The following is a 24,988-nucleotide window of genomic DNA, read 5'->3' on the forward strand; positions in this document are numbered from 1 at the left end:
CCAGCCTTCCGGACCATTGGCTTGCTCATTGCGACAGCTCCTTCGACCAGTTGATGGCTTGGACGTAGACGCCGAGCGGGTTCTTGCGCAGGCGGTCAGCATCGTCCGGCATGGCGAGCACGAGGGTGAGGATCGCGCTCCAGCGTTCGGTCGCGACCGAGGCGCCGTTCTCGTAGCGACGCTCGACCCAGGCGATCCGGAAGCTGTCCGGCGAGGCGCGGATCACACTGGAGACCTCGACCGAGACCTGGATCTTCCCGAGCTTGCTAAAAGGATCATTGGAGCGGGCATAGTCATTCAGGGCAGCCGCGCCGCGATCGGTCGTGAAGTCGTAGGCGCGCAGCCAATTCTGGCGCAGCACGATGCCATCGGCCGGCAGACCTCTCACGTCCTCAATGAACCGGGCAAGATGGAAGGCGACCTGCGGATCGGTCGGCATGTAGTCAGCCACCGCAGGCGCCACCCGCTGGACCTCGCCGAGATGGCCAACCTCGACCACCCAGGGCGTCACCGTACCGCGGGCCGACTGCCAGATCAGGGCGGACGCGAAGCCTGCGGCGAGGGTGAGGCAGCCGAATGCCATCAGCCGCCAGTTCTTGGCCTGCACGCGCGCAGAGCCGATGCGCTCATCCCAGACCTGTGCTGCCTTCTGGTAGGGCGTCACCGGCTCGGGCGTATGGCCATAATGAACAGATGACCGCTTGAACATGTCAGGATTTCCCCTCGGAGAGATCGACCGCGCTTCCCTGCCCGCCGCGCTCGGCATGGCGAACGGCTTGTGCCGTTGTAGATGCGCCCTGATGGACGGCGCGCGCTGCCTTCATGCGCTGCGCCCACATCGGAGAGCCCGAGCCATCGGCCTGACCCGGCTGATCCGAGCCGCCAGCCTGGACATTCGCCCTTTGGCGAAGGGGACTCGCGTTCGCTCCTGCTGCCTCGGCGGCAGCGCCGCTGACGCGCCCTCCGCCGGACGCCGCCGCACCAAGCGGCGCGACAGCACGGCTTGCACCAGAGATCGCGCCGCCTGCGAGCCCCGCTGCACCAGCGGCCATGCCGGCGCCGGCCACGACGAGACCACCCGCTGCAAGCGACGTCCCGACCGCGCTCCCTGCTCCAAGCTGCGGTCCACCACTGACAAGACCATTGGCGATCCCGGGCCCGAACAATCCAAGGCCGAGCAGCGCCAGGGACGCCAGGACCAGGGCCATGGCGCTCTCGACGGTCGGAGGATCGCCGCTCGTCACCTGGGTCAACTGACCGAACAGGGTCGAGCCGGTTCCTGAGATCAGGGCGAGCAGCAGAACCTTCACACCGGAGGAGATGACATTGCCGAGCACACGTTCGGCTGCGAAGGCGGTCTTGCCGAACAGACCAAACGGGATGAGCACAAATCCAGCAAGCGTCGTGAGCTTGAACTCGATCAGGGTGACGAAGAGCTGGATGGCCAGAATGAAGAAGGCGAGCAGCACGACCACCCACGCAAACAACAGGACCGCAATCTGCAGGAAGTTCTCGAAGAAGCTCACATATCCAAGGAGGCCCGAGATCGCCTGGAGGAGCGGCCGCCCGGTATCGAGACCCACTTGCGCGATTCTGCCCGGGCGGAGGAAGTCCGCCGCCGACAGCGCCGAGCCCGAGGCCTTCAGGCCGAGTGCTGCGAAGCTCTCGAAGACGACCCGGGCGAGGCTGTTCCAATTGCCGATCAGGTAGGCGAACACGCCGACAAACAAGGTCTTCTTCACCAGCCGGGCGACGACATCGTCCTCGCCGCCAAACGCCCAGAAGAGCGCAGCAAGCGTCACATCGATGGTGACGAGCGTGGTTGCGAGAAATCCGACCTCACCGCCCACCAGACCAAAGCCGCTGTCGATTGTCCGGGTAAAGGTCTCCAGGAATTGATCGATGATCCCCGTTCCTGTCATCGGGCAATCTCAATCATGAGCTGCCGGGCAGCCGCGGCGGGGGATCCGCCAATTTGGTCCGGAACGCTCGTCATCATCAGTGAAACATTCGTACGTTGGAGGGCTGGTCGCCCTGACCCTGCGTCAGGAAGCGGCGGAGCTGTTCGCGTGCTTGATCCTGGGCCGCCGCGCGCTCCGCCATGGTGAGGCTCTGCGCCCGTCCCTGGGCGGCCACAACCGCCGTCAGATCCGCGAGCTGTTGCGCCTGCATCGCCAGGATCTGGTTGCCGGCTTGCCTGACAGCCAAGGCGCCGGCGGCTCCTTGGCTCGCGGCAACCAGCGCGGCGGACTGGCTCTTGATGGTGTCGAGATTGCCGACCACGCCTGCCTGAAGCTTGAGCGCATCCTGCAGCGCGGCCACGGACGTCTGCCAGCGTGAGCGCGCATTGTCTGCGAGGTCAGCGGCGCTGACGCCGGCGGCTGCCGGCGCATAGATCGTCTTGAACGCCTGCTCGATTTGCTGCACGTCGTAGGCTAGGCGCTGAGCCTGCTTCAGCAGATCCTGGGTCCGCTCGATTGATTGCTGCAGCTGCGTCAATGACGAATACGGCAGGTTGACGAGGTTGCGCGACTGATTGATCAACATCTCGGCCTGGTTCTGCAGGGCCAGAATCTGATTGTTGATCTGCTGCAGCTCACGTGCGGCGGTCAGCACGTTCTGAGCATAATTGTTGGGGTCGAAGACGACGAGCTGGGCCCGCACCGGACCCGCCGAGGTCAGAACCAGCAGCGCCAACGACGTGGCCCATCGCTTGCCAGAGATCATCGCCGCGTCTCCAGATTGTCGAGGCGCGGGATGAGGTCGGCTGCCCAGCCAAGCTTGAGGTGCCGCAACCACGCTTCCGCAAAGCCGGGCCTGCCGGCGGACTTCAGAACGTCCGAGATCGCGGCCTGATCGGCTTTGGACGACGCCGCGGCAAAGGCGAGCGCGACCTCGCCGAGGCCAAGCTCGAACATGCGGTTGCCCCGGCGCGACTGGCAGTAATAGTCGCGCTTGGGGGCCGCACGGCTGACGAGCTCGATCTGACGATCATTGAGACCGAAGCGCCGATAGATGCCCATGATCTGTGGCTCGAGCGCCCGCTCGTTCGGCAGCAGGATACGGCTCGGGCAGCTCTCAATGATGGCGGGTGCGATCGGCGAGCCGTCGATGTCGGATAGCGACTGGGTCGCGAAAACGACGGAGGCGTTCTTCTTGCGCAGGGTCTTCAGCCACTCCCTGAGCTGGCCCGCGAAGTCTGCGTCGTCCAGCGCCAGCCACCCTTCATCGATGATCAGAAGTGTCGGGCGGCCGTCGAGCTGCCGAGCGATCTTGTGGAACAGATAAGCGAGGACAGCAGGAGCTGCAGCGGTCCCGATCAACCCCTCGGTCTCAAACACCTGGACCGACCGATCGCCGACGAGCTCATGATCGGCATCCAGCAATCGTCCGTGAGCGCCATCGAGGCAATAGGGCTTGAGGGCCCGTTTCAAGCTGTTCGACTGCAGCAACACCGACAGGCCGGTCAGGGTCCGCTCAGAAGCTGGCGCGGAAGCCAGCGAGGTCAGCGCCGACCAGAGATGCTCCTTGGCGTCCGGCGTCACCACGATCTTCTCGCGGACCAGCAGGCCAGCGATCCAATCCGCCGCCCAGGCGCGCTCCATCACATCAGCGATGCCTGCCAGCGGCTGCAGCGCGATCGAGGTCTCGCTATCGGCCGACAGCGCTCCACCGAGATCATGCCAGTCACCTTCCATGGCAAGCGCGGCGGCCCGCAGGGAGCCGCCGAAATCAAACGCAAGGATCTGCGCATTCGGATAGCGGCGGAACTGCAGCGCCATCAGCGCCAGCAGCACCGATTTGCCGGCTCCGGTCGGTCCGATCACCAGCGTGTGGCCGACATCGCCGACATGGAGCGAGAACCGGAATGGCGTCGCGCCCTCGGTGCGGCCGAACAGCAGCGCAGGCGCCCTCAGATGATGGTCACGCACCTCACCTGCCCAGACGGCCGAGAGCGGGACGAGATGGGCAAGGTTCAGCGTCGACAGCGGCGGCTGGCGCACATTGGCATAGACGTGCCCCGGAAGGCTGCCGAGCCAGGCCTCAACCGCATTCACAGTCTCCGTCATGCAGGTGAAATCGCGCCCCTGGATCACCTTCTCCACCAGGCGCAGCTTCTCGTCAGCCCTCGCCGGATCAGGATCCCACACCGTCACGGTCGCGGTGACATAGGCCTGGCTGATCTCATCGGAGCCGAGATCCTGCAGCGCCGCATCGGCGTCAGCAGTCTTGTTGTGGGCGTCGCTGTCAACGAGGCTTGCCGCCTCGTTGGTCACGACCTCCTTGAGGATCGCCGCCAGAGATTTGCGCTTGGCAAACCACTGCCGGCGGATCCGTGTCACGAGCTTCACGGCATCCTGCTTGTCGAGCATGATGGCGCGGGTCGACCAGCGGTAGGCGAATGCAAGCCCGTTCAATTCGTCCAGCAGTCCTGGCGTCGTTGCAGAGGGAAAGCCGATGATGGTGAGCACGCGGAGATTGACCGCCCCCAGCATCGGCGCGAGGCCGCAGGTCAGCGGCTGGTCGGCGAGCAGCCCATCCAGATGCATGGGGATTTCAGGGACGCGGACCCGCTGGCGCTTGGTCGAGACGGTCGAGTGCAGGTAGCTCAGCACGGCGTCGTCGCCGAGCCAGCCGCATTCCGGCATGAAGCCGCCCACGAGCTGCAAGATGCGGTCGGTGCGATCGACAAAGCTGCGCAGGATGTCGCGGCCGCGCGAGCCCTCCGGCTGCGGCGCGCCTTCATAGAGCACGCGTTCGGAACGGGCGACGTCTTCTCGCGGCGGCAGGTACAGAAACGTCAAATAATAGCTCGACTCGTAGTGTGCCGCCTGTTCCTCGAACTGTGCCTTTCTCTCGGCATCGACCAGGGCGGACGCGGCATCCGGAAACACGCAAATTGGGTAGGCTCCGGCCGAATGCCGCTGCGCCTCGACGAAGATCGCCCAGCCCGACCCCAGGCGCCGCAGAGCGTTGTTGAGACGGAAGGCGACTGCTGTGAGCTCGGATGCGACCGAGCTCTCCAGGTCAGGCCCGCGAAAACGCGCCGTCCGCTGCAGCGAGCCGTCCTTGTTGAGGACGACGCCCTCGTCCACCAGCGCCGCCCAGGGCAGGAAGTCCGCAAGCCGGATATTGGTGCGGCGGTATTCGGCCAAATTGAACATGGGAGCCTCACTGGCTGAGATGATTGGGAATCCGCAGGTGGCGGCGCACGACCTCGACAAAGGATGGATCGCGCCGTGTCGCCCAGACCGCGATCATGTGGCAGACGAACCAGAGCAGCAGGCCGAAGAACCAGAGCCGCAAACCGAGGCCGAGCGCCGCCGACACGGTGCCGTTGACAATCGCGACCGATCGCGGCGCGCCCCCGAGCAGAATGGGCTCGGTCAGCGAGCGATGCACAGGCGCGCTGAAGCCCTTGATCTCACTATCCATCACAACACCACGCCGCCGCCGAAGGAGAAGAACGACAGGAAGAAGCTCGAGGCGGCAAAGGCGATGGAGAGACCGAAGACGATCTGGATGAGCCGCCGAAAGCCACCGGAGGTTTCGCCAAAACCCAGTGACAGACCCGTCGTGATAATGATGATCACGGCGATGATCTTGGCAACCGGTCCCTCGACCGAAAGCAGGATCTTGTTGAGCGGTTGCTCCCAAGGCATGTTCGAGCCCGCCGCATGCACCGGCGCCACCGCCACGAGCACTGCGGCTGCAGCAATCGCCATCGTGGCGATGGACCAGCAAGACAGTCGCGCCTTCATCGCTGATCTCCCAAAGGAACAAGGATGTAGTCTCCGCAAGGTGAGAGCCCCTCGACACGCACGAGCTCGCCGAGCCGCCGCTGCGAGCCGCGCCCGGCGAGAACGGCGATCACGTTGATCGTCTCGGCAATCAGAGCACGTGGGACGCTCACGACGGCCTCCTGAATCAGCTGCTCCAGCCGCCGGAGGGTGCCGAGTGCGGACCCGGCATGAATGGTGCCGATGCCGCCGGGATGGCCGGTGCCCCAAGCCTTGACGAGATCGAGCGCCTCGGGCCCGCGGACCTCGCCGATCGGAATGCGATCCGGGCGCAGCCGAAGCGCGGCGCGCACCAGATCCGAAAGCGACGCCACACCCTGCTTGGTTCGAAGCGTCACGAGGTTGGGCGCCGAGCATTGCAGCTCGAGCGTATCCTCGATCAGCACGATGCGATCGCCGGTCATCGCCACTTCAGCCAACAAGGCATTGACCAGCGTGGTCTTGCCGGTCGAGGTGCCGCCGGCCACCAGAATGTTGCAACGGTTGGCAACAGCCCGCCGCAACGCGCCGGCCTGTTCTGCGGTCGCAATCCCACAAGCCACGTAGTCGTCGAGCGTGAAGACGGCGATCGCGGGCTTGCGGATGGCGAATGTCGGAGCTGCAACGAGCGGCGGCAGCAGGCCTTCGAAACGTTCGCCCGTCGTCGGCAGCTCCGCCGACACGCGCGGAGAGCCCGCATGGACCTCGAGCCCGACGTGGTGCGCGACCAGCCGGACGACGCGCTCGCCATCACCGGCAGCAAGACTCTCACCGGTATCGGCCAAGCCAGACGCGAGCCGATCGACCCAGAGCCGGCCATCCGGATTGAGCATGATCTCCACGACGGATCGATCGTCGAGATGACGCGCGATGGCAGGCCCCAATGCCGTCCGCAGCATGCGGGCGCCACGCGTGATGCGCTGTGTCTGGACGAAGCCGGTCACTCTCATCTCCGATCATTGAAGCGCGGTCAGCATCGCTTGTGATGATCAAAGATGCAGACCTCCTGCAGCAGCAAGACCAACAGCGCTTCGGGTGTAGCCTGGCGCAGGAAAGCGTAGAGACAGGAGGGCTCTTTCGGGCGGGACAAGCAGATCACCAAGGCGGGGCAGCAGCTTTCAGAGCGCGGGTCATGGGTCCGCAGCACCGCCCCCTCACGGCCGAGAGCGACGGCGAACACTGCTATAGCGAAGGCGAAGGTCACCACCGGCGCCGCGGCGTCGGCTCACCATCTGGCATGGCTTGCCGGCTCGCGGGAGAGAGCCGGGTGCTCGCTTGAGGTCGCGGCGAGGTCGGCCACGACAATCTCGGTCCCGCTGCTCGCCTCCGATGATCGCGGTCTCTGCTCTCGTGGAGCGGCAAACCAAATCAGTGCTGCTGCCTGCAGCGCGAGGTTCACTCCGAAGGCAACCTGATAGGCGATGACAGGATAGTGCCCATTGGATTGCGGCCATTGGGCCAGCAAAACACCGATCCCGTACTGAGCCAGAAACCCCCACCCGAAATGCACCACGTTCAAGGCCCCGTTGGCGCGGCCAGCCAATTCCTTCGGGTAATAGTCCGAGATGATCGCAAAGCTGAGCACGGTGGCGGCGCCGACGATCGCGATGATCAGCCATGGCGCGATCGCCGGCAATGGCAGCCGCCATACCAGGGCCAGCTGCGCCGCCATGGAGAGCACGGCGATCAAAGCCAGCAAATGCTCTGGACCTAATCCCCTGCGTCGTGTCCAGTTGGCCAGCGCACCGAGCATCCACGCACCGAGGCTGAGCATCAGGGCGGTCAGACACAGCGCTGTCACGACTTGGGCGCGGGTCATGCCCTCCACGTCGGCCAGCCACGCGGATGCCCATAAGCCCTGGAGCGACCACGCCGATCCGATGCAGGCTCCGGATAGCGGCGCGACCCTCCAGAACCGGACGTCGCGAAGAATGCTCCGCAAGCCACCTGCTTCCGACGCGGACGACGCCTGCGTTTCGCGCTCCGGCACCAGGCAATAGATCAGGATCGCCGCTGCAGCGGTCGCGACGGCCAGGATGTCAAACAGGCCGCGCCATCCGGTCTTCACCAGGATCGCTTCGGCGGGCAGCGTCGCGCTGACAGCGCCAAGCGCCCCGAGCATGACCATGTACCCATTGACCAACGCCACCCGCTCGCGCGGAAACCACAGAACAATGGCCTTCAGGCCCGCGGTCAGAGCAGCAGCGACCCCGAGCCCGATCAGGGCGCGTGAGAGGAGCAGCGAGAGCGGCCCCGACGACCTTGCGAAGGCTTCCGCGCCCAAGGCCGCGACGACAAGAAGCGCGCTCTGAACCCGGCGCGGGCCATAGCGGTCGAGCATCATGCCGACCGGGATCTGGGCAGCCGCAAGGACCAGGAAGTAGGCCGCCGTGATCAGACCAAGATCGGCCGCGTTCAACCCGAGCTCTGAGGCAAGACTGGCAGAGACGAGTCCATTGATGGTGCGAAACAGATAGGACAGGAAATAGCCCATGGCGAAGGGCAGAAACACCAGGGCGGCGAGCCGCCAGCCTGTGATCTCGCGGTGGCCTTGCTCTCCGGCTTCGGTGCCCTTGCGGCCGAAGGTGTAGGCCGACAACGAACCGCCGTGATCCGCGTGCTCGCGGGCGCGCTCAACGGCTCGCTTGTGGCGGGAGGCGAAAGGGATCCTCGCCGCCCTCCCCGGCGGCAGGCACGCCCCAGGACACCTCGGCGATCGAAGGCTCGGCACGGCGAAATTGAGCCGGAAATGGCTGGCTCACTTGACTGGCTCGCGCAGCGACATCGGGTCCCGTCTGTCGCTGCCTTTCCGACAAGTCACGCTGCAGCTGTTGGATCGCGCCAATCCGCATCGCCTGGTCGAAATCACGATCACCGCCCCTTGCTGCGCCCGTGCTCTCCTGATCCGCCAGCGACGTCAACGCCAGATGGTAGCGTGCATGAAGGGCGACCGTCTCATTGAGGGCCGCGATGTCGCGCTGAATCGTTTGCAGCTGCTGTTCCAGGCCCTGCAGGCGATCTTGCGCCGGCATCGGTCCGTCCAGCGACTGGGCTAGAAACCGTTCGAGCGCCTTTTCGACGACGATCGTGCGGTTCACGCATCTTTCCTCGGCTGCGCCGGCAAGGCGGGCGAGAATCTCGCTGGATAGCTGCAAAGTGAGTTTTTTCTTCATCGTTCTGACCTCATCTGGTCCGTCGATTAGGTCAGCTTGCCTGGCCTGGCACGCGCAAGATTCGAACGTTCGAAGCCTGGCGGGTGGAAAGAAACTCTGGCGTAGATGCCAAGCTCAACCCGCGCGCTGGAACGGTCCCGATCGACGCTTCCTCGGCGTCAGGAGCCGGGCTCGCTCGACGGCGGTCTGACGAAATCCTCCGGGATTTCGCGCAGGAAGCTCTGCCCCTTCTGCAGCCGGCGGCCGAGCGCCTCCACAAAGCCTTCGAACCGCTCGCGTCCCTTGACCTGCGCTGTGGCCTGCGCTTCGGACGGCAGCGGGGGCGTCACGGTCAGCCAGAAGCGAACGAACAATGCGTGCGTCTCGGCAAGGATGCCGACATCACGCTCGAGCCGCTGCATCTGCCGGGACAGCCTGTCGAGCCGGCGTGTGAGCGCCGCCTCGCGCCGATCAGCCGCATCCGGCGACAGGAACGACTGAACCGCCGCCTCGACAATGGCCGAGCGCGAAAGCTTCCTGCGATCGGCGAGCTCTACGATCTGCCGCAGCAGCTCCGGCGGGAAGTAGACATTCATTCGATCCCGCATTGGTTTGTCCTCACAAGCCCATGTCATCACGCGGGTCGAGCGCAGCCTGACGCGCAATCCCCGTCGCGCTCGCATCGCGTGAGCCGACCAGCTGCGGCATCCCATCATCGTCATCGAACACGACAGAAAACTCGTCCGCCGGATCTACGCTCGTCGTTTCGCTCGCGATCGCTTCGTGCTGCGGCAGCTCCGGCTCGCGTCGCAAGCCGCCGTTGGCCTGCTCGTCCCTTGTCTCGGGGGGCAGCGTCAGCCGGGATCCGGCGAGCACGGGCGTAAGGGGCGCAAGCGATGACCAGTCATCCGCACCCACAGACGCTCTGGTCCTGGCGATGTCCGGCGGCGGCAGGATGCGCGAGACCAGTCTCTCATCCTCGAAATATCGCACCTTCCTGGCGCGGATCGGTGGTGCGCCGGCGACCATCACGATCTCATCAGCCGCCGGCAATTGCATCACCTCGCCCGGCGTCAGGAGCGGACGCGGCGTCTCCTGGCGCGACACCATGAGGTGACCCAACCATGGCGCCAGGCGATGCCCGGCATAATTCTTCACGGCCCGCATTTCGGTTGCGGTGCCGAGCGCGTCCGAGACGCGCTTGGCGGTTCGCTCGTCATTGGTCGCGAAGCTGACGCGGACATGGCAGTTGTCCAGAATGGCATTGTTCTGCCCATAGGCCTTCTCGATCTGATTGAGCGATTGCGCAATGAGGAAGCTCTTGATGCCGTACCCAGCCATGAAGGCGAGAGCGGATTCGAAGAAGTCGAGCCGGCCTAACGCCGGAAACTCGTCCAGCATCATCAGGACTCGATGGCGGCTCTGCTTTGCCTTGAGATCCTCGGTCAAACGCCGGCCGATCTGGTTCAGAACCAGACGAATGAGCGGCTTCGTACGTGAGATGTCGGATGGCGGCACGACGAGATACAGCGTCGCGGGCTCCTCCCCTGCAACCAGATCAGCAATGTGCCAATCACATCTCCCCGTGACAGCAGCCACCACCGGATCCCGGTAAAGACCGAGGAATGACATCGCCGTTGAAAGGACGCCCGAGCGCTCATTCTCCGATTTGTTCAGAAGCTCGCGCGCTGTCGATGCCACCACCGGGTGCGGCCCGGCGGCGCCCAGATGATGCGTCGCCATCATCGCCATCAACGTCGCCTCGATCGTGCGCCGGGGGTCGGAAAGGAACGCGGCAACGCCGGCCAAGGTCTTGTCAGGCTCGGCATAGAGAACGTGCAGGATGGCACCGACCAGAAGCGAATGGCTGGTTTTTTCCCAATGATTGCGCTTGTCGAGAGATCCCTCGGGATCCACCAGCACGTCGGCGACATTCTGGACGTCACGCACCTCGCAGGCCCCTCGCCTGACTTCGAGCAGCGGATTGTAGGCTGAGGCATTCGGGTTGGTCGGGTCGAACAGAAATATGCGGCCGTGCCGCGCGCGGAATCCTGCCGTGAGCTGCCAGTTCTCGCCCTTGATGTCGTGAACGATCGCCGATCCCGGCCACGTCAGAAGAGACGGCACCACGAGACCGACGCCCTTGCCAGACCGCGTCGGTGCAAAACAGAGCACGTGCTCCGGTCCATCATGGCGCAGGTAGCGCGCTCCCAACCGTCCCAGGACCACGCCGTCCTCGCCGAGCAGTCCCGCCTTGCGCACCTCGCCCAGCTCGGCCCAGCGCGCGGACCCGTAAGTTGCTGTGGCTTTCGCCTCCCGCGACCGCCACAGTGACATGCCGACCGCAACCGCAATAGACGCGAGACTGCCACTGACCGCGATAGCCCCACCTTCGGCAAAGATGGAGGGCGCATAGGCATCGTAGATGAACCACCACCAGAAGAAGGTCGGTGGGAAGTAGACTGGCCAGCCGGACAGCATGAACCATGGCGTCCCCAATCGCGGTTGGAAGGCGAGCCGCCAGGCCGTCCATTCGGTCGCGGCCCATATCGCAAGCAGGTTGATCAGCACGACGGCGAGTAATTGTGCCCATTGGATTCGGGTCGCAGGCATGTGGTGTCTCCCGAGTGCTAAAGACCGAGGTCGCGCTTGCGACCAAGCTGCCAGTCGATGCCAGTGGCCTTCGCAAGGCCCGTGACCTTCTGACCGAGCCGGTGATCGATGTCGCGCGACCACGGGACGAGGTAGAAACCGAGACCATTGTCGATCATGGCGAAGCGGCCGGAGGCCAGGACAAGCCGCTGGCGGTAGATGCCCGCAATCTGTTGGCCGGGGTCGACCTTCAGCTGCGGCGCGCCGTTGGTCGCCGACAGCCGCGCGCCCACGGATTCAAGCTCCTGCCTGCGTAGTGTCTTCAGAAGATCCCGTTGCGGGACGATCTGCTGGCCATGTCTCTGCGCCAGTCCCCGGTCCGCGAGATACTCTGCCCGGCTGCGCAGCGCGCTCCTCACCTCCGCGCCAAATCCGCCGAGGGCCAGGGAGACAGGTTCACGCTCGACCAGCCGATGATCGAGCCAGGTCGCTCCCTCGGCCTTGATCTGATCGGCCAGGGCTAGGTCCGAGCGCGTCGCCAGGACCAGGGTCGGCCGCGCCTCTTCCGCAGCGCCAAAGCGCCTGATCTCGACAATGCCGCCAAGCTGAGGCGCCTGCGCAAAAGCCTCGATCCCGCGGAAGCGAACGTGGTGGGCACGGCCGTCGATGCCATCGATCACCGCATAGGCTTCGCCGGTCAGCTCGTCGTGGAGTCCACGATCGACCAACCGCCCCATGATCGATGATGGACTGTTGATCCCGTCGATGACGTAGTCCGCAGCGCTCCGCTCCTCACCACGGCGAGCGAACGCCTCATGCATGGTCCTGATGATATCACCACGCGTGCCGAGCTCGCGGAGCTGTCGCTCTGCGCCAAGCTCGACCATCCACTCGTTGGGTCCGGCCGCCGCTGCCAGTCCCAGGCGCTCGAGATATTGCAGGCGCCCTCGCATCAGGCGGTGGACCTCGGGATCAGGACCCGCTGCCACCCGCTGACGGAGATCGATGGCCCCCACCTCATCGCAGGCCATGCGGATCTCGCGATCGAGCCGTGTCCAGCGATCCGCGGTGATCTCTCTTTCCAGTGCGTTGCGGATGTCGTGCTCAGGCTTCGGACCGAGCTCGAGCGCCACCAGCTCCTCGGCCCGGGAGCGCAGGCCCCGGCCGATATAGTCGCGGGCCATTACGAGATCTGCGCCCGTCTGATCGACACCGCGTACGAGCACATGAACGTGCGGATGGTCCGTATTCCAATGATCAACCGCGATCCACTCGAGACGCGTCGACAGATCAGCTTCCATCTGCCGCATCAGATCGCGCGTGAACGCTCTGAGGTCCACCATGTCGGCCGCGTCCTCTGGCGAGACGATGAAGCGGAAATGATGCCGGTCGTCGCTGCTCCGCGCCCCAAAGGCGGCCTCGTCGGCGTGATCAGCTCGCGCATCGAACATCCTTGCCGGCTCGCCGTCGCGGGTGACCCCCTCCCGCCTGAGATAGGTCAGATGCATCGCCAGCGGCGCCGACCGAAACGCGTGGCCCTTGTGCCTTGCGATGCGGGCCTTCACCGTGACGCGGCGGCCCGAGGCAAAGAGGCGCTCGCGACTGAAGCTGAGACGTCCGCGGCCGAAGGTCGAATGGGTGCGAGCCGGCCGGCGTCCGTCGATCACCGAGGGCAGTGTGACGTGCCCCGCGGCGTTCGCCGCGCGCAGGACGCGATTGATGAAGCTCCTGGCCTTCCTCTCACGCGCCTGACGTATGCGCCCCGGACGGATGCGGAATTCGCGCTCTCTGGTGCTCATGCGCGGCATCCCGCGGCAAGGATTGAGGCTATAGTGCCGAAGGCAGCATTGATGTTGTTGAGAAAGAGCATCAGCGCGACACGCGCTCCGACCGGACGGCACGGTTGAACGCGAGCCATGTCAATGGCTTGCTGATCAACAGGCGAGCCGCTTTTATCTTGCGATCGACGGTCGGCAGCTTGCGGCTGGCTTTGGACCCTCGCCTCGGCTCTTGGTTTCACGCCCCGCGCCGGCGTGCCGGAAACAACAGCGAAGCATCGGCGGCCATGAAGACTGCGACGGACAATCATCATTGAGGCCGACGCATCGCACCGCATGACAACGTCACGAGGAATTCCGCTGCGGTCGGCTTTGTCATTCAAAGCCTCTCGTGCCGACCTCAATGACGACCGTTTCCGATCGCAGCGGCTGCTCATCAACGTCGGCATGACGTTCGCAGGTCGTGCGCAGAACGCGTGCATCATCACGGCTGCCTCGTCCACACGGGAATGGCACGCCCGATGACGTCCGATGTCGCCGTCGGACCGAAATAGCGTCCATCCAGCGAACTATCCGATTGCCTGTTCATCAGAAAGAGCTCGGCATCGCCGACGATGCGGCATCCCTGCCAAGCCGGGAGCGGCCGGCCCTGTCTGTCGCTCTCTTGCGCGATGCCGACTTCGACTCCATCAATCAGGATGACATGCTCGCGACGACAAACGGCCTGGCCGGGAAGAGCAAGAATGCGCTTCAGCATCGGTACGTCCCTGGGCAGGTAGCCTTCGTCCGCAAGCCATCCGGCCAACACGCCGTGGGGCAGGACAACGACGATCTCGTTGGTGACCCATTGCCGGACCGGCCGAACCAGATAGAGGCCGATCGGAACGCTGCCGGAGACATTCCAGATGAGCAGCGGACGCAACCTTGGTCGCCCGACCTCCGTCACGAGCCACACCCCGGCGAGTATCGCGACGCCAATGGCAAGCCCTTTCGTCATGGCATGAACGTCCTTCGATGCAGCCAGGCCCGATGGCGCAGATCCGTGTAGGGACGCGGCGGTTGTCCGGCGGCCATGCGGTTCTGAACGTGCCACCAATGATCCGGTGCGACATCCGCCGGATCGATGCCGAGCGCCTCGATCGCGTCGATCTGCTGCAGCACCCGCTCGACCTTCGGCCAGCCAAACACCTGCAACAGGATCGCTGCTCCCGGAGCGACGAAGGGCACGGTCGCACAGGCTTCTCCGGGGCCAACGGCCTGCAGAACGTTGATCCGCGACAGCACCGTGCCGTAATCGTTCGACGACCAGCGCACGAACGCAAAGACGCTTCCCGGCGTGAACGCGACCTCCCGGCGATAATGGTCGAGGCGAAGCTCCCGCACGGTTCGACCGAAGCGTATGCGGTTTTCGATCTTTCCCTGCAGCCATAGCAATTGGACACGCGTCAGCTCGCTCATTGGCAAACTCTGAGGTTGACGAAATCTGGACGGCTCTGCGGGCCGGGAATGAGGAAACCGGGGGCGTCTCGCGCGGTCTCCGCTGTCGGCAGCAGGAGAAGCCAGCGTGCACCGGCGCCCCAAAGCGCGGGCCCGTTAGACAAAATCCGAAGGATTTTGCGGTTAGGTAAGTTAGAAGGCGGAAAGGACGCGCCAGACCAAAGGCTTAGGGTCGACTTCGGTCCCCGATGGCACGACGATCCGGTCCTCGATGGCACGCGTCCTCCGGTCCCCGATAGCACGAGACAATTCACAGCTTGTCCCCTGCGGAGCTCGAGGGGCGATGCCTGGCGAAACGCCTTGCGACCGGGTCAGTAACGGCGGCTGCGAAGTTCAGCCGTTCGGTGCCGTTTGGATCGCGGGTGAGGACCAGCTCGTAGCCCGGCAGGCGCTGACGGCGGACGATTTCGCGAAGATCGTAGGCGAAATGCTTCAGCGGCGAGAGGCTGCCGGACTTGGCATGCAGATAGCCGAGATCGAAGCTCCAGCCGCCATCCTGATGGCCGCCATGCTTGCGCACGAGGCGATACAGCCAGCGCTCCAGCCCGCCCGTCAGCGCGAAATAGGCCCGGTCAATCGTCAGCACGAGCGCGTCATCGATGACGCCCGAATAGAACCAGTCCGGCAGGATCAGCTGCAATCCGGACGGCCTGCCATGGGCATCCGCCGTCTCCTTCCACTCGTTGATCCAGGAGAAGCGGTGCCGCCGCCGCTCGGCCGGCTGACGAATCGAGGTGAGCACGGTCGTCGACTGCAGCCGATCAAGTCCTGCCTTCAGACGGTCGTAGTCACGCACGCCGGTGCCGCGACCGACAAACGTCAGGATCTCATACGGCGTAGCGGCCATCAGGCGCGACGTCTTCAGTCCGGCGTCGCGAGCCTCGACGATCTGTGACGCCGCCCAGATCAGAACATCCGCATCCCAGATCGTCGCCATGCCATGTTCGGGGACGGCCTCGACCCGAATGGCGACAGGCCCCGCGCGGAAGTCGATCGGCACGACGCGCTTGCTCTTGGCCAGCGAGAAGAACGGATAGGCCATCAGATCCTGCGCATCGCGCGGCGCCAGATCGCCAGGCAGCGCGCGAAACAGATCGAGCTGATCGCGCTCGGATTTGCGCAAACCTCGCACGTTCAAGCCCGCCCAGCCCGCGACGCGCGACGCTCCTGCCCTGCATAGGGAATGAGACCTGGATGCCGCTTCGCCGGCAGAACGGTGCCCTGGCCGGGATCAGCCGTCGACGTCTTGGTGCCGCGATCGGCCCAGGCCTTCAGATCGTCGAGCGCATACACGACGCGGCCGCCGATCTTGCGATATAAGGGGCCGGTGCCGTAGGTGCGGTGCTTTTCCAGGGTGCGGCCGGACAGTCCAAGGTAACGCGCAGCTTCGGGTGTACGAAGAAAGCGCGGCGGGGGACCGGCTATCTGATCGGGCATCGAGCATCCTCCGGGACAGGTTCGCGCCCTCACGGGTCGTTCGGCGCGTCGACGGACATGATCGACGCGCAGGGCAGCGAGGGGGGATGCCGGAGATCGAGGGGCGCGGTTTCGGCACCCCCTCGCCTCAAGGAAGCGACTCGTCTTTGCGGCGGCGGGCGCGGCCTTAGTGACAGCCCCTATCGGCCACGAGCCGTCTTTTCACCGGCGACCGGTGTGGCTGAGCATAGGAGGCCGATCAGTGGCATGCTGAATGCCGCGCTCAAGGGCAGTTCCGAAAATCCTCGGATAGCGATCGCCCGCCCGCTGCCATTGGGTGAGCTCGCAGACCCACCGGCAGGATCAAGCGCGAGCGGCAGCCAGATGATGCCTCAGGCGCGACCCAGGGACGCTCCGCGTGCGGCTTCCGCCCTGATCTCTTGTCTACGCCCTCAGTCGCCTGGAGAAGGATTTGAGTGTCGGCCAAGACCATGGATCGCGGCGCATGCCGCAAGGCGGCTTCGAAGCTGGCTGAAGCTGCGCCGCATGCGTTCGATCGCTTCTGCCGCAACTTGAGTTTGGTTGCCTGCGTATGATCTCGCAAGCCCGTTCAATCCATGCTCGCGACGGACCGCGGCTTGTTTCCAATCCAAGCGGGCCTGCCGCAGCCTCAGGAGCTCAGAGCTACGTCTGATCCGATCCGCGTAGCAACTGATGATAACCCTTCTCAGACATCCACCTCGCCCGCGCCAGATGGCTATCGAAGGCGCGGCGGGCACGCTGGGGTTCGTTGACCGGATCGATGTGCAAGACGAGCCGGGCAACCTCCTCCCAGTCCGCGCCCTCGGATGCTGCATCCAGAAGGCGGAGATAGGTCACAACATGTTCCTCATCATACGATGTCAGAACGGAATCGGTCGGCGCGAGGTCGGCGACAGCGGGATCGAGCGGCGGAATGGGCATTGGTCAGAACCTGTTCGGAGCGAACACAACCTGTCGACCTGAAAAAAGCAGCACAGACCCCATCGAGATCCAGGCACGAGACCGCTTTCCAAACGTCTTCAGCTGTCGCTCCCGCGTGAGAGAAAGATGTCCGTGTTGAAATGCCGGCAAAGCCGGAGCTGTTTGAGAAGAAAATTCGACGCGTCTTTGCCGCCACCATGAAGCGCTTGCGTCTAATCCAAGGCGTTTTGCTGCAAGCGCTCGCTCACGCTTGGCTCGTAGCCTGCGTTCGTGTAGCCGACGCACGTCCACATTTCATCTCGAGAATAATACTCACGGCCGATGTTGCCAAAGCGCGGGCGACGCTCGCGAATTCCCGCGCGGGGGGGGGGGCGGGCTGACGATCGGTATCTGAGAACCGTCCATCCAAATGGAGTTCCGTGAGCGGCAGAGTGGCCGCGACCTCTCGCTGCCAAACAGGAACGCACAGCGCTGTGCAATCCAGCTCTTGATCGAACTCAAGACCAAGCGCTCCCCCGTTCAGGTTCCCGAACCGCCCGGCCCAGAGATTGAGGACGGCGATGTAGTTGCACCCAAGGCGTAGCGGCTTCACTTTCAGCCGCCGGACTGGAATCAATGCGGCATGCCTACACTCACCGGTCGCCGCGATCCGTACTCGCCAAACGAGACCTGGCGCATTTACTTCGGAGACGTCGAGGCAGGAACGATTGCAGAGCGCCACGAAGGCCCCTTCGGTTCGCCCGTCTGGCAGTGGTTCTGCGGCTTCTATCCAGGCAGTCATCCAGGCGAGCAACAGCTCGGCCGCGCCAGCACCTATGAGCAGGCGCGCGACGCGTTCCAGGCAGCATGGAACGTCTTCCTATCGAATCGGTCACAGCAAGATTTCGACGAATGGCGCCAGCACCAGGCCTTCGTCGCCTGGAAGGATCAGATGCGGGAGGCCGGATGTCCTCTGCCGACCCAAACCAAGTCAGGTGGCTCGCGCTGCTTCTGCGGCGCGGTGATCGACCTGAAGACAAGTACCGAGCACATCTACTCTCACCACATGCCGACCGCGAGACGCTTGGTTCCGGGGTCATCTTGACGATGTGCAATCTCTACTCGATCACCACCAACCAGGCCGCGATCGCCGCGCTTTTTCGGATCGTTCGCCAGTTCGCGGGCAATCTCCCCTCGATGCCGGGCGTCTTCCCCGACTGTCCGGCTCCGATCATTCGCGGCACCGGAGATGACCGCGAGATGATGATGATGCGGTGGGGAATGCCGCCACCTCCGCGGACTGGCGGGCCACCCGTGACCAACATCCGCAACACGTCGTCTCCGCATTGGCGCGGCTGGCTCAAGCCCGAGAACCGGTGCCTCGTGCCTTTCAACAGCTTCGCCGAATATGCGCCCGAGCCGAACCCGGAGACGAAGAAGAAGGACGTCGTCTGGTTTGCCTTGTGTGATGATCGCCCCTTGACCAGCTTCGCGGGCATTTGGACCGAGTTCAAAGGCGACCGCGGCACGAAATCCAAGCCGCTGCCAGGCCCTCATTTGGTCTACGGCTTCCTGACCACGGAGCCCAACGCCGTGGTCGCACCTATCCACCCCAAGGCGATGCCGGTCATCCTGACGACAGAAGAAGAGAGGGAGGTCTGGCTGCGTGCGCCATGGAACGAGGCCAAGGAGCTGCAACGTCCATTGCCCGATGGCGCGCTCGAGATCGTCGCACGCGGGCCGGCCAAGGAAGATATACCTGCGGCCTGAACGAGCCGGCGGATTGCACAAAGACGGGCTCGCCTTGCGCCCCAATCCTACAGCTCCCGGCGACAACCTTTTCCGCGTCCGAGACTCGAAGCGCTCGCTCGTGTGGAGTCATCGGGCGGCGTTGTGGCGTCGTTGCCGCGAAGCTGACGGAACCAAAGGAAAACGATTCTAGACCACGCGGCACGGCTTCGGACAGCCGGACTGCAAGACGATCGGTCGCGCTCAAAGTGGTCGGGCCCTGCCAAGCATCGCGGAGGTGAGCCTGCCAGATTTCGGCATCTACACGACGAGCTCCCGATCCGCAGCCTCGTGCGTCCGGCCGAAGGTCGGAATGAATGATCGCCGCGGGGCGAACGCCTACCACGATAGAGGGAATCGAAGCCACCTTACGCGAGGCGCCGCTTGCTCCTGGGAACCTCTTTGCCCTGGGATCTTCTTTGAAGAGAAGGCGCGGCAATCAGCCGCCAGGGCATGGAGCACGAAAGAGCAGCCGCAGGAGCGCCGCTTTGCGGCGCGGGACCGACTGCGATCGCGAGACCGGTCAAGAGGGCAGCCGCAGGAGCGTCAGCATGCGACGGCGAAGCCGGGACGCGGGACCGACTGCCCCCGGCGAGCGATCCATCATGATGCGCCAGGGATGAAAGCCGAATGGCGGAGACGCGTCCATACTTGCTAGCGACTCCGTTCACGACAGCCCGGCCGGCGCGCCCCTTTTACCATCTTCACCCTCGATCTGCCCTTTAGAACACGCGCGATTATGTCCCGCTGCCGAACCCGCTCTCAGGGATCTGGCAGAACAGCAAGCCGTAGGCTTCGGCGGATATACGCATCCTGCCCTCGCAAGGGCAAAGCTATAGGTCGATCAGGGCACCGGGATGTGTGGAATGTGAACCCGGTTCGCCTCGCCAGACGTGCTTCGGTCCTCCATCCACAGTACGCCAGCATGGCCTAGCAATCGGCAGAGCCAATCCATTTCTGGTTTAGTGGCCACCTTTCGGTGCCCCGCGTAGCCGAGACGTGGCAATGTCGCTGCTGAGAAGGACGGCGGCCCGACAATGATGAGTGACGGCCGCGTATCGATTGGGAGGCAGGGCACTAAAGCGACTCCCTTAGCATCGTTGCGCTTGGGTCGACGACGAATAGACACCTCGGCACCTTTCTGAGTCGAGTGCGTGCGCGTCAACGGCACGCCGCGCGACTATTTCAGGAGCGCTGAGATGGCCCGGCCGAGAGCCCGATTCGAGACGTCGCCTCGCGGATCTTCTCGGTTGGCGCTCGCGACGTCCGCTCCCGGAGCGGACTGGAAGCAGGCGTCAAAGGACCATAGGAACGCTTTTGACCCACTACGGACGCCAAGGGTGCTCCCAGAATCACCCCCGATCAAATGGGACCGACTTAGTGATGAATTAACCCTGGTTTGCTGCCGCTAACGCACTCGTCGCAATAGCCAACAGTACTCTGGTGTAATATCGCGTCTTATTATCTACTCCGCTGAAGGATTTCCCTCGTGCGATTTTACGTTTTGCTTAGGGGAGAGCGCTTTGTTTCACGGCAGGAAGAACTTCGTCCAAGCATGGAGGAATGGCCGGCGACGCTCGGATTCTATACGACACGAGTAGTGGATGCCCTGGATGTCGAACGAGCGATAGAGAAAGCGATCACTGACGTTTACCGAGACAAACGACTTTGCTTATTCTCTTTCGTGGATACTGGGGTGGTCGTGCCAGAAGAAGTGCATCGAGTTAGCTGGTTCTATCGGCGCCTTTTCCCGCCGCGCGGGTTTACGTTCATCGTAGAGGAATCCGAGGCAGCTCTGGCCCACCGGTAAGAGACACCACCCTCAATGTCGAGGGCCGGGTCTTCCCAATTTCCGGTTCTGGCCCATCTCGGGCGCCCCAGCCAGCGCCGGGGATGTCTGCTGCTGACCCCGGCTGTGTGAAAACGCTGCGCGGCTGTTATGATTCTCCAGTGATTCTTTTGGGGGAATCGATGAGGCGCTTCGTTGAAGAGGCGGATCGTGGGCAATGGACGCTGTTGCCTGAATGCCTCGATGATTTCATTGACGAGAGCAACCCCGTTCGCGTGATCGACGCATTTGTCGAAGCGCTCGATTTGTCTGAGATGGGTTTTGAAGGGGTGGAGCCGGCAGCCACCGGTCGGCCGTCGTACCACCCCTCGGTTCTCCTGAAGCTTTACATCTACGGCTATCTGAACCGGGTGCAGTCGAGCCGGCGGCTCGAACGGGAGGCCGGCCGCAATCTCGAGGTGATGTGGCTGCTGGGTCGGCTCGCGCCCGATCACAAGACCATCGCCGACTTCCGTAAAGACAACGGCCTGGCGCTTCGCATGGTCTGTGCGCGCTTTGTCGAACTCTGCCGTGGGATGGGCCTTCTGGCGACGGCGAGCGTCGCCATCGATGGCAGCAAGTTCAAAGCCGTGAACAACCGAGACAAGAACTTCACACGGGCAAAGGTCCAACGGCGGCGTGCTCAGCTGGAGGAGAGCGTCGCGCGTTATCTGAGCCAACTTGACACGGCCGACCGCCAGGAGCCGACAGAGGCGCTGGCTGCGAAGGTGACGAGACTTGCCGAGAAGCTCACGAAGCTGAAGGAGGATATGGGCAAGCTTGCCGCGTATGAGAAGCAGATGCTTGCGTCGTCCGATCAGCAAATCTCTCTGACCGATCCCGACAGCCGCTCGATGGCAACGAGCGGCCGCGGCTCCGGCGTTGTCGGCTACAATGTACAGGTCGCCGTGGACACCGAGTACCATCTGATTGTGACGCACGAGGTCACGAACAGCGGTTCAGATCGCGCCCAACTTGCTAACATGGCCAAACAGGCAAAGGCCGTTCTCAAGAGCGAGACGCTCGACGCTGTAGCCGATCGCGGCTACTTCAATAGCCCAGAGATCCTCGCGTGCCACGAGGCCGGAATCACGGTGACGCTGCCCAAGCCGCAGACGTCAAATGCTAAGTCGGAGGGACGCTTCGGTAAGCAGGACTTTGTCTATTTGCCAGAACAGGATGCCTATCGCTGCCCAGCTGGAGAGCGATTACCGTATCGCTATACAAACGAAGAAGACGGCAAGGTGTTGCGGCGCTACTGGACCACAGCCTGTCAAACCTGTTCGCTCAAATCCCAGTGCACGCCGGGGCCGGAGCGGCGGATTACACGGTGGGAGCACGAGCATCTGCTTGAGGCAGTGCAGCAGCGCCTTGACGCAAACCCGGAAGCGATGCGCCAGCGGCGCGAGACGGTCGAACATCCGTTCGGCACGATGAAGGCCCGTATGGGAGCGACGCACTTCCTCACTAAATCGCTCCCAAAAGTAGCCGCCGAGATGGCCCTATCGGTTCTGGCGTACAACCTCACACGGGTCATGAACATCGTCGGGGTCAAGCCGTTGATCGCGGCAATCACAGCCTGAGAAACGCCCGCGTCCTCGTGGTCAGGACGGACGTCCGCAAGGCCGCTTTTTACACGACCAAGACCCGAAGCAGACACGTTTCGATAGCAAGGAGAAGGCCGCGGCCGCAGAGCCGCTACAGCGCGACTACCTGCACTAACAGACTTGTATCGACGTCCAAAGTCCAAGCTTCCGCAAACGATCGTACTTCTTCGACCGACTCGTTTGGATGCGAGGTCGTGTTTATGAATCGGCTAGGATCATCACCGAGACCGACAACCAGTTCATCAATCACGTCCTCCACTCTGCGGCAGTCTGGCCCAACAACGCAGACCAATATAACTCTGTCTTGGATGCACTGTTCAACGAAGGCCGAAAGCTTCGACGAATCCCAAGATGGTGCGTGGAGCACTACTCTCTGTGCGTACTTCATCGAAACCGATCGCTTGTCATAGCCCGCACCTCATAGCATACCACTTTTCATGCAGCAGCTTAAACCGTCCAGGGATAGTCTCCTTTCGACCAATTCCGCTCACGACCCATCTCGGACCTTGCGGTCGGCACGGGCGATGTCCGCTCCCGGAGCACAACCGGGAGTACCCCACGGCAGGACCGAAAGGCGGCTTTTGACCCATTGCTGACCTTGAGAAGTCTTGGCATCGTGTCGCGATTATTAGCGATCAGGGTGCGAATATGCGTACATGGAAGATGACAGGGATCGGCGCGGTTTACTTGATTGCTGGTTGTCTTTTATTCGACCGGGCAGAGGCCTGCGCGGTGGCGAGCGCACAGACTGGTGTGCTCTTTGACCATATCCCTGAGGAGGTCGATGCGCCCGTCATCGTAGAGGTGACGATCGTCGGCATAGAGGCCGATATCAGTTCTCAGAAATACGGCCGGTTGGCTGTGATGGATGCTCGGGTCGAAGGGGTTGTCAAGGGAACATTCGATCGTGACGCGTTGAAGGTTGTTACGTCCATCAGCACCTGTACCCGAATTGGCGTCGGACATGGTTTCGTTGCCGGTGCGATTGATCACGATGCCCGGATCGGCCTCGAGCTGATTGCGATACAGCGACCCTACCAAACCCTAGTGCAAAGACGATGAACTCGACCCGGCTTATCGAATGTGCTTCGTGAGGTAGAGCGGGCCGCAGGTTGCAATAACCCAGAGCGGACCTACGACGGGACTGTTCCCAGTTCGCCGCCGGGCGTGATCAGTCGGCTTTTCTCAGCGTGAGATTCTGGCTTCGAATGGCTCTGATACGGCTGATGTTCAATGTATCCTTAAGGTCGAGGCAATCAATATACGCTATTGGCGTCCCTCGACCTTCGCTTGGCAACGGCTGGCGCCAAGGACAACGTTCAATGTACTTACTCATTGCCTGTCTAATCATTATAATCGTTAGTGCCCAGCTATCGTCTCGTTGGGCCTGGAACCTGTTCCGGGACTATGAGCTGGCGAGCCCATCCAAGCGGCTCGCCGCGCGGCGGCGCGCGGTTTTGCCAGTACTCTGCGTGGGAGGTGTGGGGCTTCTTGTCGTCCTGCTACTTCGTGTTTCAGGGCTAGAACTTGGAGCAGCCTTAGTGAATGCTCTGATGGTGGTGGTTTCTATTTTCAGCGGCCTGTTTATTGGCATCATAGGTGCCGTCGGCGCGCACCGTAATTAACAAGCGCTATAATTGCTGGCACTTCCGCTTATGGCCCCTCGCGGACCTTTCCAGTCGGGACGGTGACGTCTGCTCCCGGAGGTCGACCGGAAGCAAGCCGTCCAGGGACAAAAGGACCGGCTTTGACCTAACCGGACCTTCGTTCGCACCGCTGTCATTTTGGGGTTGCAAAGCTTCGGTCAACGTATGCTGGTACGTTGAGGGAGAGTACCGAGGCATCGTGGCCTCCTGGAGTACAAGCAATTTGGCACTTTGCGGCGACCAATGAGTCAAACGACGGCCGATCTGCCCGACATCTCGTATCCCGTGCTTTGTTGGCGAGAGGGCTACATCTATCTGGCTGCGACGCCACTCGAACTCTGTGCACATCCCCGCTCGATGTTTGAGGAGACGGCCCAACGCGCCCGCGCTGGCGAATGGCACTTAGTAGACGCCGACGGCCGGTCGTTCGATGTTCTAGACTTTATTCGTGTTCGCCCGTTCGGCGGCATCAGAGCCATCGGACCATGGTTGCTGCGTTCGATTTTTGCGATTCCGGTGCTGGCCAATGAAGCGAGGCTGCCGCTGTCCGAATTTAAGAAGACGCTGATCGGCGCGATCAGGAGTCGCTATCAATATGACTCCGATAAGGCACCGGCGGCACGGGCCATCAGGCTTCTGCAATCTGCTGATTCGTATGCAGCGGCTATCGACGCGCTGCCAAAGAGGTGACGGCGACAAGTAGCCCTTCGCTTTTGTCGCGTTTACTTCCGCTGCTGGCCCGTCCCGGACCTTCGGTCCCGCCGGTGATGTCGGCTTCCGGGCCTCGACCGGAATAAGGGGGCCGGACACCGACCGCCGGCTTTTTGACCCGAAGCGGAAGTGGGCTGTTGGACGGGCAGACGCCGCTCAGGTTATGTTCCCTAACCGCCAAAAGGGGGCAAACGATGGAGCAGCGTTTCACATTCGATCAGGTCGCGAACGTATACAGGGCCTCACGACCC

22 protein-coding genes are annotated in these 24,988 nt (G+C 63.1%); 5 read left to right on the forward strand and 17 right to left on the reverse strand.

The annotated features are described in order from the left end of the window. Positions 1-25: 25 nt before the first annotated feature. The 17 genes from trbF to QX126_RS21465 all read right to left on the reverse strand — a co-directional run bounded on the left by trbF (position 26) and on the right by QX126_RS21465 (position 17,178). Positions 26-709, reverse strand: coding sequence for a conjugal transfer protein TrbF (trbF, locus tag QX126_RS21385; protein ID WP_315783458.1), 684 nt, complete (start codon positions 707-709; stop codon positions 26-28). Position 710: 1 nt separating this feature from the next. Further along, positions 711-1,922 carry a P-type conjugative transfer protein TrbL gene (gene trbL / locus QX126_RS21390; protein WP_315783460.1) on the reverse strand — a complete coding sequence of 404 codons (1,212 nt, stop codon included), beginning with the start codon at positions 1,920-1,922 and terminating at the stop codon, positions 711-713. Between the two features lie 76 nt (positions 1,923-1,998). Continuing rightward, on the reverse strand, positions 1,999-2,727 hold the full coding sequence (gene trbJ, locus QX126_RS21395; RefSeq protein ID WP_315783462.1) for a P-type conjugative transfer protein TrbJ: 729 nt from the start codon (positions 2,725-2,727) through the stop codon (positions 1,999-2,001). After that, complete coding sequence (trbE, locus tag QX126_RS21400) at positions 2,724-5,165, reverse strand: conjugal transfer protein TrbE (protein WP_315783464.1); 2,442 nt, start codon at positions 5,163-5,165, stop codon at positions 2,724-2,726. Before trbE ends, trbJ begins: the two co-directional genes overlap by 4 nt. A 7-nt stretch (positions 5,166-5,172) precedes the next feature. Next, complete coding sequence (locus QX126_RS21405) at positions 5,173-5,436, reverse strand: VirB3 family type IV secretion system protein (RefSeq protein WP_315783465.1); 264 nt, start codon at positions 5,434-5,436, stop codon at positions 5,173-5,175. Beyond that, positions 5,436-5,726, reverse strand: coding sequence for a TrbC/VirB2 family protein (locus QX126_RS21410; RefSeq protein ID WP_315783495.1), 291 nt, complete (start codon positions 5,724-5,726; stop codon positions 5,436-5,438). The genes QX126_RS21405 and QX126_RS21410 overlap by 1 nt, the downstream gene beginning before the upstream one ends. A 32-nt stretch (positions 5,727-5,758) precedes the next feature. Continuing rightward, a complete protein-coding gene (gene trbB / locus QX126_RS21415; protein WP_315783467.1) occupies positions 5,759-6,724 on the reverse strand; it encodes a P-type conjugative transfer ATPase TrbB in 966 nt (321 codons plus the stop codon). A 281-nt stretch (positions 6,725-7,005) separates the two neighbouring features. Further along, positions 7,006-8,379, reverse strand: a complete 1,374-nt coding sequence (locus QX126_RS21420) for an MFS transporter (RefSeq protein WP_315773479.1) — start codon at positions 8,377-8,379, stop codon at positions 7,006-7,008. A 34-nt stretch (positions 8,380-8,413) separates the two neighbouring features. After that, complete coding sequence (locus QX126_RS21425) at positions 8,414-8,953, reverse strand: hypothetical protein (protein WP_315783468.1); 540 nt, start codon at positions 8,951-8,953, stop codon at positions 8,414-8,416. A 158-nt stretch (positions 8,954-9,111) separates the two neighbouring features. Continuing rightward, a complete protein-coding gene (locus QX126_RS21430) occupies positions 9,112-9,540 on the reverse strand; it encodes a CopG family transcriptional regulator (protein WP_315716450.1) in 429 nt (142 codons plus the stop codon). 10 nt (positions 9,541-9,550) lie between these two features. Next, positions 9,551-11,545 (reverse strand): conjugal transfer protein TraG, encoded by a 1,995-nt coding sequence (locus QX126_RS21435; RefSeq protein ID WP_315783497.1) that lies wholly within the window; start codon positions 11,543-11,545, stop codon positions 9,551-9,553. A gap of 17 nt (positions 11,546-11,562) precedes the next feature. After that, a complete protein-coding gene (locus tag QX126_RS21440) occupies positions 11,563-13,323 on the reverse strand; it encodes a relaxase/mobilization nuclease domain-containing protein (RefSeq protein ID WP_315783470.1) in 1,761 nt (586 codons plus the stop codon). 463 nt (positions 13,324-13,786) lie between these two features. Continuing rightward, a complete protein-coding gene (locus QX126_RS21445; protein ID WP_315783472.1) occupies positions 13,787-14,299 on the reverse strand; it encodes a S26 family signal peptidase in 513 nt (170 codons plus the stop codon). Beyond that, positions 14,296-14,760, reverse strand: coding sequence for a DUF2840 domain-containing protein (locus QX126_RS21450; RefSeq protein ID WP_315783474.1), 465 nt, complete (start codon positions 14,758-14,760; stop codon positions 14,296-14,298). The genes QX126_RS21445 and QX126_RS21450 overlap by 4 nt, the downstream gene beginning before the upstream one ends. Before the next feature lie 289 nt (positions 14,761-15,049). Beyond that, the gene (locus tag QX126_RS21455; RefSeq protein WP_315770028.1) at positions 15,050-15,931 is read right to left on the reverse strand and encodes a replication initiator protein A; all 882 of its coding nucleotides are present in this window, start codon (positions 15,929-15,931) and stop codon (positions 15,050-15,052) included. A 2-nt stretch (positions 15,932-15,933) separates the two neighbouring features. Beyond that, positions 15,934-16,236 (reverse strand): helix-turn-helix transcriptional regulator, encoded by a 303-nt coding sequence (locus QX126_RS21460; RefSeq protein ID WP_015664043.1) that lies wholly within the window; start codon positions 16,234-16,236, stop codon positions 15,934-15,936. A gap of 663 nt (positions 16,237-16,899) precedes the next feature. Beyond that, positions 16,900-17,178, reverse strand: coding sequence for a DNA -binding domain-containing protein (locus tag QX126_RS21465; RefSeq protein WP_315783477.1), 279 nt, complete (start codon positions 17,176-17,178; stop codon positions 16,900-16,902). A 622-nt stretch (positions 17,179-17,800) separates the two neighbouring features. On the opposite strand from QX126_RS21465, the gene QX126_RS21470 reads away from it, so the two are divergent. From QX126_RS21470 to QX126_RS21490, 5 genes are all read left to right on the forward strand, one after another. Then, positions 17,801-18,262 carry a hypothetical protein gene (locus tag QX126_RS21470; RefSeq protein WP_315783479.1) on the forward strand — a complete coding sequence of 154 codons (462 nt, stop codon included), beginning with the start codon at positions 17,801-17,803 and terminating at the stop codon, positions 18,260-18,262. A gap of 2 nt (positions 18,263-18,264) precedes the next feature. After that, positions 18,265-18,927, forward strand: coding sequence for an SOS response-associated peptidase (locus QX126_RS21475; RefSeq protein ID WP_315783499.1), 663 nt, complete (start codon positions 18,265-18,267; stop codon positions 18,925-18,927). A gap of 1,989 nt (positions 18,928-20,916) precedes the next feature. Further along, positions 20,917-22,356, forward strand: a complete 1,440-nt coding sequence (locus QX126_RS21480; RefSeq protein WP_315783501.1) for an IS1182 family transposase — start codon at positions 20,917-20,919, stop codon at positions 22,354-22,356. 672 nt (positions 22,357-23,028) lie between these two features. Next, positions 23,029-23,442, forward strand: a complete 414-nt coding sequence (locus tag QX126_RS21485) for a hypothetical protein (RefSeq protein WP_315783481.1) — start codon at positions 23,029-23,031, stop codon at positions 23,440-23,442. 827 nt (positions 23,443-24,269) lie between these two features. After that, positions 24,270-24,716 (forward strand): hypothetical protein, encoded by a 447-nt coding sequence (locus QX126_RS21490; RefSeq protein WP_315783482.1) that lies wholly within the window; start codon positions 24,270-24,272, stop codon positions 24,714-24,716. Positions 24,717-24,988 lie beyond the last annotated feature (272 nt).

Source organism: Bradyrhizobium sp. SZCCHNPS1003, assembly GCF_032381555.1.
Taxonomy (GTDB): Bacteria; Pseudomonadota; Alphaproteobacteria; order Rhizobiales; family Xanthobacteraceae; genus Bradyrhizobium.